We start from the raw sequence: 17,580 nt of genomic DNA on the forward strand, positions 1-17,580 counted from the left end.
CCCGGACTCTTATTGTTGGCATTCAGTCACGAAATTTCTGATCGAAAGTTTCTTGTTGAGTTTTGGAAGGTTCTGCGGATGCCGGTTTCGGCGTGCGCGTACGCCGATCCCGTTACGGTGGCCGGCATGAGCGCCAGCCATCATCAGTCATTTCTTCTCGGCGGCTGCGAGCACCTTCTTGCAGGCCGGGGTGAGCTTGTCGCTCTGTTTGGCGAGGCCGGCGATGATGCGTCCACGCGCCGGGCGTAACGCTTTTGCAGTATTTCTCGAAGTCGCCCATTCAGGCGCTGCGCTGTTCGGCGGTCAACTCCTGGGCGAACGCGGCCGGGGAAATGCAGAGCATGGCAGTGACGGTCAGGAGGGTGCGTAGCATCGGCTTTCCTTTCGTCGTAGCCGCCGATTGTTGAGCTGACTATCCGCAATCCAGGCGGCCTTCTTGCTTCTTGATCGCGGACCCGCTGTAGTGAACCTCCCATTCATCGCTGCAAGAAAACCCAAGGAAAATTCGAGGGAAACTCATGGCGCAGGTCAGGGCCAGATGGCTGGCGTTCTATTCCGAACATGTCGAGCCGGTCTCCAAGGAAATATTTTCGCACGTCGAGAAGATGATCATCGGGACGTTGATCGTATCCGCCGGCGCCCATGTCTCCAGCAATGAGCCGGCGATCGTCCTGTTCGGCTATCTGCGCCATGGTCTTATCGGCCGCGGCGTCATGCTGTTCGGCGTCATTCTCCTGCTCTTGAACTTCGTCGACGGGCTTTACAGGCTCGCGAAGCTCAATTGGCATATTGCGTACCAAATCGTGATGACGATCCTTTATGTCTCGCTGTCAGTGCGGCTCATACAACTCATCCTCGCCTTTCGCGGCGGTGAGTGACCGGCGGTCTCCGGATCAATGGAAGACCGCCGCAGCAGGTGCGCGATTATCGCGCCGCGAACTGGGACAGAACGTCCTTGCACGCAGGTGAAAGCTGGGCGGCATTGGTCGCCAGACACTGCACGATCCGGCCGCCGCCGGCAGGAACACCGCCGCAAATCGAGCGGACGTCGGCACCGCAGGCGGACCGTAGCACGAACAGCTCTTCGCGCGGCCGCATCGGGCGCAGCACGATGACCGTCGGCGCTGCTGCTGCCGGTGCCGCGCCGGCGGCTGCCGGAGCTGCGGCCGTCGGAGCCGCGCCCGCCGCAGGTGCTGCCGCTCCACCGCCGCTGGCGGCGGCGACGGCTTTCTCGCAACCAGCCGACAGCTTCCCCTTGTTCTTTTCCAGGCATTGCAGCGCCGGCGCGCCGCCGGTCGGCACGCCCGCGCAGACCTTCGGATAGTCGGAGCGGCAGGCGCTGCGGATCGCGGAAACCTGTGCGCTGGTCGGCTGTCCCGCAGGGGCGGCGGCTGCGGCCGTTGGCTCGGCAGATTTTGCCGGCGCCGCCGTAGCGGCCGCTGGTGCTGCGGTTTTCGGCGCCGCGGTCTCGGCCGGCTTGGCGGGCGCGGCCGCCGGCGCCGCTACCGCACGCACCGCGCTCTGGCAGCTGGATGAAAGGCTCGACATGTTCTTCTGCAGGCATTGCAGCGATGCCTCGCCGCCTGGCGGCACGCTGGAGCAGTGCGCCATATAGTCCGAGCGGCACTGGGATTTGATGGCGTCGCGTTGCGCCTGGCTTGGCGCTTGCGCAAACGCGGGTGCTGCAGTTGCGAGTATCGCGGCCGCCAGCAACGGCCCGTACGCTGTCGCGCGCGTCAACGTGTTGATCATTTGAATAAATCCTTTTGTCGTCGCCGGAAGCCGCCGCTTCAGCCGATGTGAAATATCGAACGTGCCGACATAAAAAATCGGGCTGCATCATTTTCGCTTTCCGGTTCCGCTGCAAGCGGATTGTTGCTATTTTCATGGGGTAGCGGAAAGCCGATTTCTGAATAAAGCCTTTTCCAGAACAGAACCTGTTGGGGCACTGAAAATGAAGGCTTCGCGCTCGCCTGCACGCTTGAGACCATACGGCACCGTCGCACAAAAAGGCGCCGCCGCCTGGCGTGCGGGTTTCGCCATTGCGGCGATGGGTATCTTAAGTGCCTGCGAACAAAATACTTTTGTCCAGCCGCCGCCGCCGAAGGTCGACGTCGCGGTGCCGGTGCAACGCTCCTTCACGCGCTATCTGGAGGCGACCGGCAATACCGCAGCATTCAAGAATGTCGATCTGGTCGCGCGCGTGCAGGGCTTCTTGCAATCGATCAACTACAAGGACGGCGCCTATGTGAAGGAAGGCACGTCGCTGTTCACGATCGAGCCTGATACCTACAAGCTGAAGCTCGAACAGGCGCAGGCGGCGGAGACCGGCTCACAGGCATCGCTGCGGCAGGCCGAGGCGGACTTCAAGCGTCAGCAGGAATTGGTCCAGCGACAAGCCGTTTCCCAGGCCACGCTGGATACCTCCACCGCTAACCGCGACAACGCGCAGGCGAACCTGCTGCAGGCCCAGGTCAATACCAAGATCGCGGCGGTGAACTACGGTTATACCAACGTGACCGCGCCGTTTGACGGTGTTGTCAGCGCGCATCTCGTCTCCATTGGTGAACTCGTCGGCGCGTCGTCGCCGACGCAACTCGCCACCATCGTGGCGCTCGAACCGATCTATGTGAATTTCAACGTCAATGAGCAGGACGTGCTGCGGATTCGGGCGGAAGCCCGCCGGCGCGGGCTGACTCCGGATGATCTCAGGCAGTTGCCGGTCGAGGTCGGGCTGCAGACCGAGACTGGTTTTCCGCACAAGGGCAAGCTCGACTATGCCGCCGCGACGCTCAACCAGGCGACCGGTACGCTTCCCGTGCGTGGCGTGCTGCCCAATTCCGACCGCGCGCTGCTGCCGGGGTTCTTTGTCCGCGTCCGCGTGCCCGTGGATGAGGTGCAGAACGCGCTGTTCGTGCCTGACGTCGCGCTCGGCGCCGATCAGGCCGGACGCTATCTGCTGGTCGTGAATGGCGAAAATATCGTCGAACAGCGCAAGGTGCGGGTCGGACCGCTGGAAGACGGCCTGCGCGTCATCGAGGAGGGCCTGAAGGCTGACGACCGTGTCGTCACCGCCGGGCTGTTGCGCGCGATTCCCGGCCAGAAGGTCGATCCGCAACTGAAGAAGATCGAAGCACAGCCTGCTGCAGCCAAGTAGGAGCCGGCCATGATTTCGAAGTTTTTCATCGAGCGGCCCGTTCTTTCCAACGTCATCGCGATCCTGATGGTCCTGATCGGCGGCGTCTGCCTGTTCCGGCTGGCTGTCGCGCAGTATCCTGAGGTGGTGCCGCCGACGGTCCAGGTCACGACCCGCTATCCCGGCGCCAGCGCGAAAACCGTGATCGATACGGTGGCACTGCCGATCGAGCAGCAGGTCAACGGCGTCGAGGACATGCTCTACATGCAGTCCTACAGCGGCGCCGACGGCACCTATACGCTGACGGTTACGTTCAAGATCGGTACCGACCTCAACTTCGCGCAGGTGCTGGTGCAGAACAGAGTGTCGAGCGCGCTGGCCCAGTTACCGCAATCGGTGCAGAACCAGGGTGTGACGGTGCAGAAAAGATCGACGGCGATTCTGCTGTTCGTGACGCTGACCTCGCCGAAAGCGACCTATGACAGTCTGTTCCTGAGCAACTACGCCACCATCAACATTCGCGATGAGCTCTCGCGCCTGCCCGGCGTCGGCAACGTCACCGTGTTCGGTGCTGGCCAGTATTCGATGCGGGTCTGGCTCGATCCGAACAAGCTGTATGCACGCAACCTGATGCCGCAGGATGTGATCAACGCGATCCAGCAGCAGAGCCAGCAGGTCACCGCGGGCCAGGTCGGAGCACCGCCAACGCCCGCAGGGCAGGCGTTCCAATATACGCTGAACGTCAGTGGACGGCTCGACGACACCAGCGAGTTCGAGAACGTGATCGTCAAGACCGGCACTAGCGGTGACGTCACGCGCGTGCGCGATGTCGGCTGGGTCGAGCTCGGCGCCCAGACCTATAGCCAGGTGTTCTCGCTGAACAACAAGCCGGCCACCGGCATCGGCGTGTTCCAGTCGCCCGGCGCCAACGCGCTCGAGGTTCAGCAGGCCGTCGAGAAGAAGATGCAGGAGTTGGCGAAGGCGTTTCCGCAGGACGTGACCTACGACACGCCGTTCGACACCACCAAATTCGTCTCGGAATCGATCAATGAGGTCTACAAGACGCTGATCGAAGCAGGTTTGCTCGTTCTCGTCGTGATCCTGATCTTCCTGCAGGACTGGCGCGCGATGCTGGTGCCGGCGACCACGGTGCCGGTGACGATCATCGGCGCCTTTGCGGCGATGGCGGCGCTCGGCTTCACCATCAATATCTCGACGCTGTTTGCAATCGTGCTCGCGATCGGTATCGTGGTCGACGACGCCATCGTCGTGGTCGAAGGCGCCGCGCACAATATCGAGAAGGGCATGTCCGGCCATGACGCCGCGATCAGCGCGATGAACGCGCTGTTCGCGCCGATCATCGGCATCACGCTGGTGCTGATCTCGGTGTTCCTGCCCTCGGCGTTTCTGCCGGGATTGACCGGGCAGATGTATGCGCAGTTCGCGCTGGTCATTGCCGCAACCGCGCTGCTCAGCGCCATCAATGCGGCGACGCTGAAACCTACGCAGTGTGCGTTGTGGCTGCGGCGGCCGGTGCCGCCGGAGCAACGCAACTTCTTCTACCGCGGCTTCAACGCGGTCTATAACCGCCTGGAAGCCTGGTATGGCCGGCTGATCGGCCGGCTGGTCGCGCACAGCAATATATCTGTCATCTGCGCGCTGATCCTGATCGCCATCGGTGGCTACGGCCTGTCGCGGGTGCCGACCGGCTTCATTCCGATCGAAGATCAGGGCTATCTCCTGGTCGCCGTGCAATTGCCTGATGGTGCGGCGCTTGAGCGTACGCAGCGTGTGCTTACCCGGGTCAGCGAGATAACCGGCAAGACCGCAGGCGTCGATCAGGTGATCACCATTGCCGGCATCTCTGCGCTCGACAACTCTTCCAGCCTCGCCAATGCGGGCGTCGCCTATTTGATCCTGAAAGAGTGGAGCGCGCGCGGCGCCGGCGAGGATCTGCGGTCGCTGTTCGTCGGATTGAATGAGAAGCTCTCGGTGATCGATGAGGCGCGGATCCTGGTGGTTCCGCCGCCGCCGATCCAGGGCATCGGCAACGCCGCCGGCTTTGCGATGCAGGTCCAGTTGCGTGACGGCAGTTCCGATTTCAGCAAGCTGCAGGCCATCACCGGCGCCATCGTCGCAAATGCGTCGTCACAGAGTGCGCTGCAGCGGGTGAGTTCGCCGTTCCGCTCGACGGTGCCGCAGTTCGACATCGAGGTGGACCGGATCAAGACCCAGACGCTGCATGTCACGACCGACCAGATCTTCTCGACGCTGTCGTCCTACATGGGTTCGAGCTTCGTCAACCAGTTCAACAAGTTCGGTCGTACCTTCCAGGTCTATGCGCAGGCGGACGCGCAATTCCGCCTGACGCCGCGTGACATCCAGAACATGATGGTGCGTAACAGCAATGGCGACATGATCCCGCTCGGCACGGTGGCGAAGATCACGCCGGCGGTCGGTCCTTCGCTGATCAGCCTGTACAATCTCTATCCTTCCTCGACCATCATAGGCCTGCCGGCCACGGGTTACAGTTCCGGCCAGTCGATGAAGTTGATGGAAGAGATCGCCGCCAAGACCTTGCCGCCGGGCACGGGCTTCGAGTGGACGGCGATGTCGTACCAGGAGAAGGTCGTCGGCGGGCAGATCTACTGGGCGTTCGGGCTTGCGTTGCTGCTGGTCTATCTTGTGCTGGCTGGACAGTATGAAAGCTGGTACGCACCGATCTCGGTCATTCTCGCGGTGCCGCTGTCCCTGCTCGGCCCGATGATCGTGTTGACCGGGCTGGGGATCGAGAACAATCTCTATACCCAGATCGGCATCATCCTTCTGATCGCGCTGTCGGCCAAGAACGCCATCCTGATCGTCGAAGTGGCGCTGGAGCTTCACGTGCGCGACCGCAAGCCGTTGCTGGAATCCGCCATCAACGCGGCGCGCGCCCGGTTCCGGCCGATCCTGATGACGTCGTTTGCCTTCATCTTCGGCATGATCCCGCTGGTGCTTGCAACCGGCGCCGGCGCCAACGCCCGGAAATCGATCGGCATCACCGCTTTCTCGGGCATGCTGGCCTCGACCTGTCTGGCCGTGCTGTTCGTGCCGACGTTCTTTGTGGTGGTCCAGCGGTTCGAGAACTGGCTGAAGGACCGGAAGCAGAAAAAGGTTGGGGTGCAGGCCGCACCACAAGCGCCGGTCGCAGGGCATTAGTCTCCGCTGCCGAAACTCCCTCGCCCCGCTCTTGCGGGGAGAGGTTAAAGCAAAACGCCTTACACCCTCACCATGCGCTTGCCGCGGTTCTCGCCGGCGAGCAGGCCGATCAGCGCTTGCGGCGTGTTCTCGATGCCGTCGATCACGTCTTCTTTCACCTTGAGTTGGCCTGACGCCACCCAGGACTGCAGGTCCTTCAATGCCGCAGCGCTCTGGTCCATGTAATCCATCACGATGAAGCCCTGCATGATGAGGCGCTTCACCACGATCAGGCCGGGCACGCCGCGCGGGCCGTGCGCCGACGGTACGCCGTCATATTGCGAGATCGCGCCGCAGCAGGCGATACGGCCGCGGTTGTTCATCAGCGACAGGCAGGCTTCCAAAATGTCGCCGCCGACATTGTCGAAATAGACGTCGATGCCCTTCGGTGCCGCGGCGCGCAGCGCCTTGAAGGTCGCGCCGTCCTTGTAGTCGACCGCGGCGTCGAAGCCGAGTTCGGACGTCAGCCACTGGCATTTGTCCTTGCCGCCGGCGATGCCGATGACGTTGCAGCCCTTGATCTTGGCGATCTGCCCGACGATCGATCCGACCGAGCCGGCGGCGGCTGACACGACGACGGTTTCACCTTCCTTTGGCTTGCCGACATGCAACAGACCAAAATAGGCGGTGAGGCCGGCGACGCCGTAGACGCTGAGCAGATGCGTCATCGGTTCCATCCTCGGCATCTTGTTCAGATGCTTTGCCGGCACGGCGGCATAGTCTTGCCAGCCGGTGTCGCCGAACACGATATCTCCCGGCGCAAGTCCCGGCGCTTTTGAGGACACGACTTCGGCGATGCTGCCGCCCGCCATCACGGTGTTGGCCTCGACCGCGGCGCGGTAGGTGGCGCCGTGCATCCAGGCGCGGTTGGCGGCGTCGAGCGAGATGTAGCGCGTCCGCACCAGCGCCTCGCCGTCCTTCGGCGCGGGAACGCTCCCGTTGACCATCTTGAAATGCTCAGGTCCCAGCTTACCGGTCGGCTTCTCGACCAGCAGGATCTGACGATTGACGGTGTCGCTCATGACGTTTTCTCCCTCGGTGTCGCATTATGACGTGCCTTCCGGATCATGATCGAGGACAAGCCGTTCGGTTGCGCCGATTGTGCGCCACGTTCAGAAAAAATCCAAATCTTCCGCGCGGCCGCCCTTGACGACCGTCGCGTATTCGACCGCCAGGAATAATCCGCCCGCCACGTACACTTTTCGCTTTTGTGCCCGGGCCATATCCTGCGAGAGGCACACTGCCTCCGCGATTGTCGCGGCAACCTGAATGTTTGCTTTGGGATTGCCGAGCCGCGCCGCGGCGGCGATGGATGGCGCGTCGGCGCCCTTGTGATGCGCCGCGGTGCAGATGATGGTATCGAAGGAGGGCGCCAGCGCGCCGACGATCTCGTCCGCCTTCTTGTCGCGCGAAGCGCCGGTGACGAGAATCCAGCCGTCGGCGCCATGGACCGAGGTGAGGCTCGCAAGGGATTGCCTGATGCCATCAGGGGTGTGGCCGACATCGATCACGGTGAGCGGATCCTGCTGGATCACCTCCAGGCGGGCGGGCCATCGCGCGTCACGCAGACCCGAACGGATGGCAGTTTCGATCCGCTCGGGAATCTTGCGCGGGTGCTCGCGTTGCAGCCAGAGCAGAAACAGCGTCGTTGCGATGGCCGCGTTGTTGAACTGGAACGCGCCGGGCAGGCTCAATTCGATGCCAGCGAAATCGTAATCTCCGAAATGGAAATCGAAATGCTGGCCTGACACGGCCACAACCTCGTTGCCGATGTCGATCGCGTCGCGGACGAACAGCGAAGTGCAGCCGCGCCAGCGATTATACTCGGCGAGGTGCTGCCGCAGGCCGCCGCAGTTCTCGCCATAGATGATCGTGCCGCCGGCGGCGCAGGCGTCGCTCTTGTCTGATACGATCAGTTCGAGGGTGTTGCCGAGCAATTCGACATGCTCGTAATCAACCGAAGTGACGCAGGTTTCGCGGGCACCGATCAGGCGGACCGGATCGTAGCGTCCGCCGATGCCGGCCTCGAACACGGCGAAATCGCATCCGCTCTTCTGGAAGTGCAGGCAGGCGAGCGCGAACAGCGCTTCGAAGCTGCCGAATTGTTCGCCGCGTCTCCTCGCGACATCGGCGACAGCGGTCTCGACCTGAGCCTGCAGCCGGGCGAACATATCGTCGCCGATTTCGACACCATCGACCTGGATGCGTTCGTTGAAACGAAACAAATGCGGGGAAGTGAAGAGGCCTGTGCGCAGACCGTAGGCACGGCCGATTCGAGCGCACATCGCCGCCGTGCTGCCCTTGCCGTTCGATCCAGTCACCACCACCGAGATGCGTCGCAGCCAGGCGCGATCGACGGCCAGCACGTCCAACAGCTCCGCCATGCGCGCAAGGCTGATGCCGTCGCCGTATTTCGGCAGGTCGAACACTACAGCAATCCCATAGCGGAAAAGGTGTGATGCCAGATTTTCAGGATCAGGTCGCTTCGATTGGAATCCTCCAGCAAGCGGATCGCGGGGTTTGAATTCACCTCGATGATCTCGATTGTCTCCGGATCGCCGTCGGCATCGACGAACATGTCCACCGCCGCGACGCGAAGTCCGAGCGCGCGGGCAGCCTGCCGCGCCATCGTAACTGCCTTTTCGGAAGGCGCCGGCGCCAGCACCATCGTGCCGCCCGCACTCAGGTTCATCCGGCCGGGGATCTCGCGGCGCTCGCCCTTTGCCGGCACCGCATCGAGCGATGGATCGTTGACTGGCAGCGCAGCAGGCGACAGGCCGCGGGCGCGCAGGGCGTCGTTATGGGCAGCGAGCAGTTCGCGAATGCTGTGCGCGCCGTCGCCTGTGATGGACGGTGGATATTTTCGTGCGCAGTAGAGCGAATCATCGTCGAGCACGAAAACGCGATACTCCATCCCTTCGATGATCGGCTGGATCAGGACCGCGTCGTAATACTTCGTTACGTCGTCGAGATAACGAATGAGCGCCGCTTCGCCGCGAACGGCCTGCGCGAAATCGCCGCGCGATCCCGTGAGTGGTTTGACGAAGGCCGCGCCGCCCAACGTCTTGAAATGGTCGATCGCGTCGTTGCGCTCATGTCCCGCCGGGCGATGCGCGCGGTGGCGGTCGTGCAGGAAGAAGTATTCGCCGCCAAGCGCCGGCACGCCGGCGTCGCGCAGAATCCGGCTTGCAAAATATTTGTCGGACACCAGCGTCGAGGCGGTGGCATTGTTCTGCGGGTACCAGGAGCATCGGCCGGCGCCGAAATGAAGCTGCCGGTCGCGCGAGGCGACGCTGAACAGCAGTCCCGAGCCGCCGTCGAGGTCGCGAAATTCCAGCCCGAACTCGGCGCAGGCAAATTCCGCATAGACCGTCTGGTCCGGATAGAAGCCCGGTTTTCCCGTTCGAAACTCGCCTGGGCTTCGCATGCGATCTCTTTTTGAAACGTTCTTAATTTGCCGTAGTCATTTATTGCCAGATCAGCGTCGAATTCAGCAAGTTAATTGCGTGAAGGCGGCATTAACGAAGCCAATCGAACCTTTTTGCAAAATAGACCGACAGCTATTCCGAGTTCTCAATTGTGCTGTAGGTCATATTGACTATGTGTGTGCCGTGCGCAAATGAAGCGCCAAATCGCCGATGATTTCGCTGATTTTTGGCACTTTGAGGCCCGAAGACCGAAACGTTCTACATCGAGACGTCAGGAAAAACGAAAACACATGAGCGCGTTCTATCGAGAGAAAGTTCTTTCTGTCCGCCACTGGACCGACACGCTTTTCAGCTTCCGGGCCACCCGCGATTCCGGCTTCCGCTTCCAGAATGGCCAGTTTGCGATGATCGGCCTCGAGGTTGAAGGCCGGCCGCTGCTGCGCGCCTACAGCATGGCGAGCGCCAATCACGAGGAAGAGCTCGAGTTCTTCTCGATCAAGGTCCCCAACGGTCCGCTGACCTCGAAACTGCAGAAGATCCGCGAGGGCGATGAGATTCTGGTCGGCCGCAAGGCGACCGGCACGCTGATCACCGACAATCTGATTCCGGGCAAGCGCCTGCTGCTGCTGTCGACCGGCACGGGGCTGGCGCCGTTCGCGAGCCTGATCAAGGATCCCGACGTCTATGAGCGCTACGAGACCATCGTGCTCGTCCATGGCTGCCGGCAGGTATCCGAACTCGCCTATGGCGAGGATCTGGTCGCCACGTTGCGCGACGACGAACTGTTCGGGCCGCTGTTGTCGGAGAAGCTGCTGTACTATCCGACCGTGACCCGCGAGCCGTTCCGCAACCGCGGCCGTATCACTGATCTGATCTCGTCCGAGCAATTGTTCAACGACATCCACCAGTCGCCGCTCGACATCGAGACCGACCGCATCATGATGTGCGGCAGCCCGGGGATGCTGGAAGAGCTGAAGCAGATGTTCGAATCCGGCGGCTTCATCGAAGGCAGCGGCAACACGCCCGGCCATTTCGTGATCGAAAAGGCGTTCGTCGAGCGCTGAAAAGTTCTCTGTCATTCCGGGGCGATGCGAAGCATCGAACTATGGTGCGCACTTGCGCACCTGAGAATCTCGAGATTCCGGGTCTGGTCCTTCGGACCATCCCGGAATGACGGCACCGTAGCCCACCCTATCCCCCCGCTGCTATAACAACTCCCGCACGTCGCGCGGCTCGTTGCCGACGCTGCGATTGAGGGAGCGTTTGCGTGTCGGTACGCGACGAGATCGGCCGTGCCAAGACCGCCTTCGTGTTCGCAGGCGGCGGCAGCTTTGGCGCCATCCAGGTCGGCATGCTGCAGTCGCTTGCCGCCCACGGCGTACACGCCGACATGGTGGTCGGCTGCAGTGTCGGGGCGCTGAACGGCGCGTTCTATGCGGGCGATCCCACGCTCGATGGCGTGCAGCGGCTCGCCGCCATCTGGCGCGGGTTGCAGCGGCACGACGTCTTTCCGATGAGCTGGCGGACGGTGCTGAGTTTTCTGTGGCACCGCGATTTCCTGATTCCCCATGACGGTATCCGCAAGCTGATCGACGATCACATCCCCTATCGCAATCTGGAAGAGGCGAAGCTGCCGGTGCATATCGTCACCACCGACATCGTCTCCGGTGACAGCGTGGTACTGTCGGAAGGCTCCACAGCGGAGGCGATCGTCGCGTCCACCGCGATCCCGGGCGCGTTCTCGCCGATCCGCTACAAGGACTATTATCTCGCCGACGGCGCGATCTCCAGCAACACGCCGATACAGGTCGCGGTGAAGAAGGGCGCCAGGCGCCTGATCATTTTGCCGACCGGGCACGCCTGCGCGAACCAGGCGCCGCCGGTCGGAGCGGTCGCCAACGCGCTGCATGCGCTTACGCTCCTGATCGCGCGGCAACTGGTCAACGAGCTCGAGATGCTTGGGCCCGATATCGAGTATTTCGTGGTGCCGCCGCTATGTCCGCTGGTCGGTTCACCCTACGATTTCTCGCGAACCGCCGATCACATCGATCGCGCCATCCTCACCACCGATGCGTGGCTGGCCCAGCATGACCTGCAGCAGGGCAAGATTCCGCACGAGATGCGGCTGCACAGCCACTGACTGGCCGGGCGTCGGCTCGTTACGCTGCACTGCAAAAGTGCGACAGGTTTATTAATTCCGCCAACTATTTTTCTAAGCCGCCGTCACTTCCGCGAGTGCCGCTCCGTATATCGTGTAGCGCTCGTTCCGGCGGTTGGACTAAGCTGGCGCCGGCAACACGACAATTCGGCTGAGGGTTCTATGGAAACGCTGCTGCTGCCATTCTCGCCACGCTACATCGTGCTGACGGTCTGCGCCGTCGTCACGGCATTGCTGATCGGCATCGGGATTTTCGACCATAACGTGAAGGTGTGGGAAATTCTGCTGATCCCGATCGTGATTTTCGGCGCGCTCACGGTGCTCGGCATTCGCGATCTCTTGCAAAAGAATCATGCCGTCTTACGCAACTATCCGATCTCGGCGCATATCCGTTTCCTGCTCGAAGAGATCAGGCCGGAGATACGGCAATACTTCTTCGAGAGCGAGAAGGACGGCATGCCGTTCTCCCGCGATACCCGCGCCCTGGTCTATCAGCGCGCCAAGATGCAGCTCGACAAGCGGCCGTTCGGCACCCAGGAAGACGTCTATCGCGAGGGTTACGAATGGATGCATCATTCGGTGGCGCCGAAGGCTCATGGCGGCACGCAATTCCGCGTCACCGTCGGTGGTCCGGATTGCACCAAACCGTATTCGGCATCGGTCTTCAACATCTCGGCGATGAGCTTTGGCGCGCTCAGCCCCAACTCCGTGCGGGCGCTGAATACCGGCGCCAAGAAGGGCGGCTTTGCGCATGACACCGGCGAGGGCGGTGTCAGTCCCTATCATCGCGAAAACGGCGGCGACCTCATCTGGGAGATCGGCTCCGGCTATTTCGGCTGCCGCAACCGCGACGGTTCGTTCAACCCGGAGGAATTCGCCCGCGTCGCGGCCGACGACCAGATCAAGATGGTCGAGCTCAAGATCAGCCAGGGCGCCAAGCCCGGACATGGTGGCGTGTTGCCGGCGGCCAAGGTATCGGAGGAGATCTCCAAGATCAGGGGCGTCGCGATGGGCGAGGATTGCATTTCGCCGGCCACTCACAGCGCGTTTTCGACGCCACTGGAAATGATGGCATTCATCGGCGAGATGCGCAGGCTGTCGGGCGGCAAGCCGGCCGGGTTCAAGATGTGTATTGGCCACCCCTGGGAGTTCCTGGCGATCTGCAAGGCGATGCTGGAGACCGGCATCTATCCCGACTTCATTGTCGTCGACGGCAATGAGGGTGGCACCGGCGCGGCTCCGCTGGAGTTCATGGATCATCTGGGCATGCCGATGCGCGAGGGCGTCAGCTTCGTCCACAACGCGCTGATCGGCATCAACGCGCGCGACCGCATCAAGATCGGCGCCGCCGGCAAGATCGCGACCGCCTTCGACATGGCGCGCGCCATGGCAATCGGAGCGGACTGGTGCAATTCCGCGCGCGGATTCATGTTCGCGCTGGGCTGCATCCAGTCCTTGAGTTGCCACACCGATCGTTGTCCGACCGGCGTGTCCACGCAGGATCCGATCCGCGCCCGGGCGTTGGTGGTGCCGCTCAAGACCGAGCGGGTTTACATGTACCATCACGCCACCCTGCACGCGCTGTCCGAGCTTCTCGCCGCCGCCGGCCTCGACCATCCGAAGCAACTGCGGCCAATCCACTTCTCGAAGCGCACGTCGAGCACAGAGGTGATGTCGTTCGCGAAACTCTATCCGGCGCTGCGACCGGGCGAGTTGATCGAGGGCACCCAGGATCCGCGCTTCCGCGATGCCTGGGCGATGGCACGCGCGGATTCGTTCCAACCGGCGGGATAAAAATCCCAGCGGCTTCCCACGCTCTTTTGACCTCATCCGGATGGGATTTCTGGTAAGAGATTTGCTTCCGTGGTGGGAAGTGGTGGGAACGTGGTGGGAACCGGTAGCCACAAGAAAATGAGATAATGATCTACCTCGATCTCGGGATCGTTGCGGTCCTGATTGTCACCAACGGATTGCTCGCAATGTCAGAGCTGGCCATCGTTTCTTCGCGGCCGGCGCGACTGGCGGCGCTAGTTGAAAAGAACGTCAAAGGGTCTCGCCGCGCGCTGGCTCTGGCGTCCGATCCGGGCAAATTTCTCTCGACGGTGCAGATTGGTATTACGCTGATCGGCGTGCTGTCCGGGGCATTTTCCGGCGCCACTCTCGGTCTGCGACTGACGAACATGCTGGTTGAAGCCGGATGGTCGCAAGCTCTGGCTGACGTCATTGGCGTCGGCACCGTGGTGACGGTTATTACCTACGCGTCGCTCATCATCGGCGAATTGGTGCCCAAGCAAATTGCCCTGCGCGATCCGGAATCGGTGGCGGTGCGCGTAGCGCCTTACATGACGCTGCTTGCTAAGATCTCACTGCCTGCCGTCTGGCTTCTCGATCGATCGGGCAGAGCATTGTTGTGGCTGCTGGGTCACCGTGGTGCGGCCGGCGAGAAAGTCAGCGAGGATGAAATCCGCACGCTGGTCGTCGAAGCCGAGAATGCCGGCGTGCTCGAACCCGGCGAAAAGGAGATGATCGCGGGCGTCATGCGCCTCGGCGACCTTCCCGTGGGTGCCGTGATGACGCCGCGCCGGGAGGTGAGCATGATCAACCTGACCGACGACATGCAAACCGTCCGCGCCGCGCTGGCCGCCAGCAGCCATTCCCGTTTTGTGGTCTTCGATCCGGCCGCCGATGCCGCGGTCGGGATCGTCAATGCCAAGGACATGCTGGACTGCTGTCTGTCGGGTCAGGCGCCTGACATCGGCAAGCTGGTTCGTCCGGCGCCGGTGATTCCGGAATTTCTCGATGCGCGGGACGTCGTCGCGATCCTGCGCGACTCCGCCGTCCATATGGGACTGGTTCATGACGAGTACGGCGTGTTCCAGGGCGTGGTGACCAGTGCAGATATTCTCGAATCGATCGTCGGTGGCTTTCACACGGAGGAGGGGCCGCCGGAAGCGGCAGCCGTCAGACGCGACGACGGTTCGTATTTGATCTCAGGTTGGATGTCCGCCGTTGAGTTTGCTTCGCTGCTGCGGTTCGAGGTGCCGGTGTCCCATGACTACGAGACCGTTGCCGGCCTCCTGCTCAGCCATTTCGGCCGGATACCTGACGTCGGCGACCACATCGAAGTGGATGGTTGGCGCTTCGAGATCGTCGATCTCGATGGCCGACGCATCGACAAGCTGCTGGCCGTCAGGACTGGCGACGCTTCTCCCGGTGGAGAAGCGTGACGCGGGGCTCGCTTGAGCTGCTGCCCCAAGTGGGTTGCTCGCAGTTGAGCGGAAGGCCCAGACTAAAACTCCCCGTGAAAACGGCCGGAGAAGATGTGGACCGGGCCGCGGTCGGCGTTGTAGGCGGGGTTGGTGATCATCTGGTAATCGGCGGTGAACGTGAAGTTCTTGTCGATGGCGTAGGCGTAGTAGGTCTCGAGGATTCGTTCGTTGCTGTAGTTGAGACGGCCGTCGCCGATCAGCAGGCCGAGACCGCCGGCCGCCAGGAAATCGCGATGCGCGCCGGAAAGCCCATTGATTGCGCCGCCCAAACCGAATGTATCGCTCGGGCGTCCCCAATAGCTGCCCTTGACCGACAGACCTGCCGAGACGCTGCGGTCGATGTCGGTAAATGACAGGATTTCGTTGCGGCCGTCGTTCCAGCTCGCGCGGGCGAACAGGCCGACGTCCTTCATGACCTGTTGCTCGGCGTTGACGTAGAAACCGTATTTGAGATTTTGGCGCCGGATGTCTGTCATGACGTTATTGATGTCGAGCGTCGGGTCTGCGGCGCTGATCGCCAGCGCGTTGCGGTAGTTGCCGGTATTGCCGCGATTGGCGAAGATGCCGAGCCGCAATTTGCCGGGCTGGTCGAACACAGTGTGACGCTCTTCGAATTCGACAACAGCTCCGCCGGTCTTGAAGGTGAGGACATCGCTGTTGGGAGCCGAGGGCACCTGAAACAGGCCCGCGCGGACGGCCCAATCCTTGCGGTTGAGTTCGACCACGGCGCCGCGGGTAAATCCGGGGAGATCGGCCGGAAAGTCATAGGCCGCAGACGCCCACATTGCCCAGTTCATGAAATCCAAGCGGGGATCTTTTGCATAGGAATTGCCGTCGAAGAAATCTCCGACGGCAAATCGCCCGACCGTCACCGTGACCCGGTCGATGTCGCGCTTGCCCGGCAACTGATTGGCCGCGTCGGCCACTTCTTCCTGTTCGCCGCCCAGCCCGAACGTCTGCCGGAAGAAATAACGCTGTGCGCGGAATCTCGGATACTCGGCGCCACCTTTTTGCGCTTCGCCATTTGAAAAACCTGCCAAGCCTAATGTGCCGCCGATTCCAAAGCCCTGCGCCAGTTCCGGACCAAAATAGAACTCTCCGCCGTCCCACAACCGCCAGCCGAGAAAGGCTCCGACCGTCCAGGTCTCTCGCACGCGCCCGGCGCCGGGCAGGCTGTTCGTACCTTGATACGGCGAGCGGAAGCTCGGATAGCCCTGCGGAAGGAATGTCGTCTGGGCGTGGACGTTCCAGTCCTTGGACGCGGGAGGGGTGGGTAGACTGATGGCGTAATCGCTTGATGCCGCGGATCCCGGCCCGTCCCAGATCTTGTAGTTCAATCCGAGCTTGACCGTGTGGATCTTCGGATCGACCCTGACGTCCGGCAGCGGCACATCCGCAAGCCCATAGGTTCGGGCTCCCAGATCGATATAGTCGTATTCGAGCTTTGCGCTCCATTTGGCATCGGCGGCATACTCGACGCCGATGCCTGCGGTCCAGCCGAGATGTGTATGCCCGCGCGTGGACAGCACGCTTCCATCGGCGTCATTGATGTCGACATGGGTCCGCGCCCAGGCAACACCGCCGGTCATATAGGGCAGCAGCGTTCCGAACGCGTATCCGACGCGCCCGCGGGCCGTGGCAATGTAGTCCAAGGTGGTGTTGAAAGGGGCTGGCACCAGCCTTGGACGATCGAGCGTGCTTGGGAACGAAACATCGACCTCGGCGCCCAGCACCAGATTGTTCGGGAGTTGAAAATTGTAGCCGGCCTGATAGCCGCCGATCAGACCTGTGATGCTGTGGGGAAAAAACACGCCTTGCAGCGGCAGGGGATTGGTATCACGGCCAAAGCTGCCGCCGCCATAACCGACATGCCCGCCGATATAGAAGCCGCTCCAGTCGAACGCCGGGCGAAGATAGGGCGCTTTCAGCGGAATGTCGGCCGCGACCGCCGGGCTGCCGAGCGCCAGCGCACCAAGCGCGGCGCAGGCCAGCGCATGTTCCAGGGATCGGCGGTTGCGGTTCACAATAAGGAGACTCCCGGCGCGACCCGTATTGTCGCTGTCTGCCATTTCTGCAGATTCGAACGCCCGTCGCCAACCAGCAAATGCAGTCATTCAACCCCGTCGCCTTCGATCGGATTCCTGCGGTCCCCCAGTCAGCGCCAAGCCGGGTCCTTCCGCAATTTACGCCGTGACGCTTATTGCAAGCAATTCGCAATAGCAAGAAGAGGCCGGCAGCTGCGATTTCATCGCACCGTTGCATGACGGGGCTGCAACATCGGCAGCGCGTCATTACCGGTTCAGCGACCCGTTCGGACACATCGCCGACGGATGTTCGGAGACATGGTTG

At 62.1% G+C, this 17,580-nt stretch carries 13 protein-coding genes; 8 read left to right on the plus strand and 5 right to left on the minus strand.

Features of this window, described 5'->3' with window-relative positions:
* The first annotated feature begins 15 nt into the window (after window positions 1-15).
* Window positions 16-249 carry a hypothetical protein gene (locus ACH79_RS43840; protein ID WP_246738512.1) on the plus strand — a complete coding sequence of 78 codons (234 nt, stop codon included), beginning with the start codon at window positions 16-18 and terminating at the stop codon, window positions 247-249.
* A 269-nt stretch (window positions 250-518) separates the two neighbouring features.
* On the plus strand, window positions 519-878 hold the full coding sequence (locus ACH79_RS12860) for a hypothetical protein (RefSeq protein ID WP_161851356.1): 360 nt from the start codon (window positions 519-521) through the stop codon (window positions 876-878).
* Window positions 879-924: 46 nt separating this feature from the next.
* On the opposite strand, the gene ACH79_RS12865 is transcribed toward ACH79_RS12860, so the two are convergent.
* Window positions 925-1,752: a hypothetical protein gene (locus tag ACH79_RS12865; RefSeq protein ID WP_161851357.1), complete on the minus strand. Its 828-nt coding sequence runs from the start codon at window positions 1,750-1,752 to the stop codon at window positions 925-927.
* Window positions 1,753-2,050: 298 nt separating this feature from the next.
* Between ACH79_RS12865 and ACH79_RS12870 the strand changes: the two genes are divergently transcribed.
* Window positions 2,051-3,157 (plus strand): efflux RND transporter periplasmic adaptor subunit, encoded by a 1,107-nt coding sequence (locus ACH79_RS12870; protein ID WP_246738667.1) that lies wholly within the window; start codon window positions 2,051-2,053, stop codon window positions 3,155-3,157.
* A gap of 9 nt (window positions 3,158-3,166) precedes the next feature.
* On the plus strand, window positions 3,167-6,337 hold the full coding sequence (locus ACH79_RS12875) for an efflux RND transporter permease subunit (protein ID WP_161851359.1): 3,171 nt from the start codon (window positions 3,167-3,169) through the stop codon (window positions 6,335-6,337).
* A 59-nt stretch (window positions 6,338-6,396) separates the two neighbouring features.
* Here the strand turns inward: ACH79_RS12875 and ACH79_RS12880 are convergent, their stop codons facing one another.
* The 3 genes from ACH79_RS12880 to ACH79_RS12890 all read right to left on the minus strand — a co-directional run bounded on the left by ACH79_RS12880 (window position 6,397) and on the right by ACH79_RS12890 (window position 9,803).
* Window positions 6,397-7,398 (minus strand): NADP-dependent oxidoreductase, encoded by a 1,002-nt coding sequence (locus ACH79_RS12880; RefSeq protein ID WP_161851360.1) that lies wholly within the window; start codon window positions 7,396-7,398, stop codon window positions 6,397-6,399.
* A 90-nt stretch (window positions 7,399-7,488) separates the two neighbouring features.
* Window positions 7,489-8,805, minus strand: a complete 1,317-nt coding sequence (locus ACH79_RS12885; RefSeq protein ID WP_161851361.1) for a folylpolyglutamate synthase/dihydrofolate synthase family protein — start codon at window positions 8,803-8,805, stop codon at window positions 7,489-7,491.
* Window positions 8,805-9,803, minus strand: a complete 999-nt coding sequence (locus tag ACH79_RS12890; RefSeq protein WP_161851362.1) for a hypothetical protein — start codon at window positions 9,801-9,803, stop codon at window positions 8,805-8,807. Before ACH79_RS12890 ends, ACH79_RS12885 begins: the two co-directional genes overlap by 1 nt.
* 291 nt (window positions 9,804-10,094) lie before the next feature.
* Here ACH79_RS12890 and ACH79_RS12895 point away from each other — a divergent pair, with 291 nt between their 5' ends.
* The 4 genes from ACH79_RS12895 (at window position 10,095) to ACH79_RS12910 (ending at window position 15,189) form a co-directional block, all read left to right on the plus strand.
* Complete coding sequence (locus ACH79_RS12895) at window positions 10,095-10,868, plus strand: ferredoxin--NADP reductase (RefSeq protein ID WP_161851363.1); 774 nt, start codon at window positions 10,095-10,097, stop codon at window positions 10,866-10,868.
* Window positions 10,869-11,071: 203 nt separating this feature from the next.
* Window positions 11,072-11,944 (plus strand): patatin-like phospholipase family protein, encoded by an 873-nt coding sequence (locus ACH79_RS12900; RefSeq protein ID WP_161851364.1) that lies wholly within the window; start codon window positions 11,072-11,074, stop codon window positions 11,942-11,944.
* Between the two features lie 180 nt (window positions 11,945-12,124).
* Window positions 12,125-13,756 (plus strand): FMN-binding glutamate synthase family protein, encoded by a 1,632-nt coding sequence (locus tag ACH79_RS12905; RefSeq protein ID WP_161851365.1) that lies wholly within the window; start codon window positions 12,125-12,127, stop codon window positions 13,754-13,756.
* Between the two features lie 125 nt (window positions 13,757-13,881).
* A complete protein-coding gene (locus ACH79_RS12910) occupies window positions 13,882-15,189 on the plus strand; it encodes a hemolysin family protein (protein WP_161851366.1) in 1,308 nt (435 codons plus the stop codon).
* Between the two features lie 62 nt (window positions 15,190-15,251).
* On the opposite strand, the gene ACH79_RS12915 is transcribed toward ACH79_RS12910, so the two are convergent.
* On the minus strand, window positions 15,252-17,255 hold the full coding sequence (locus tag ACH79_RS12915; protein WP_371419392.1) for a carbohydrate porin: 2,004 nt from the start codon (window positions 17,253-17,255) through the stop codon (window positions 15,252-15,254).
* Between the last annotated feature and the right edge of the window lie 325 nt (window positions 17,256-17,580).

It is taken from the genome of Bradyrhizobium sp. CCBAU 051011, assembly GCF_009930815.1.
Lineage (GTDB): Bacteria > Pseudomonadota > Alphaproteobacteria > Rhizobiales > Xanthobacteraceae > Bradyrhizobium.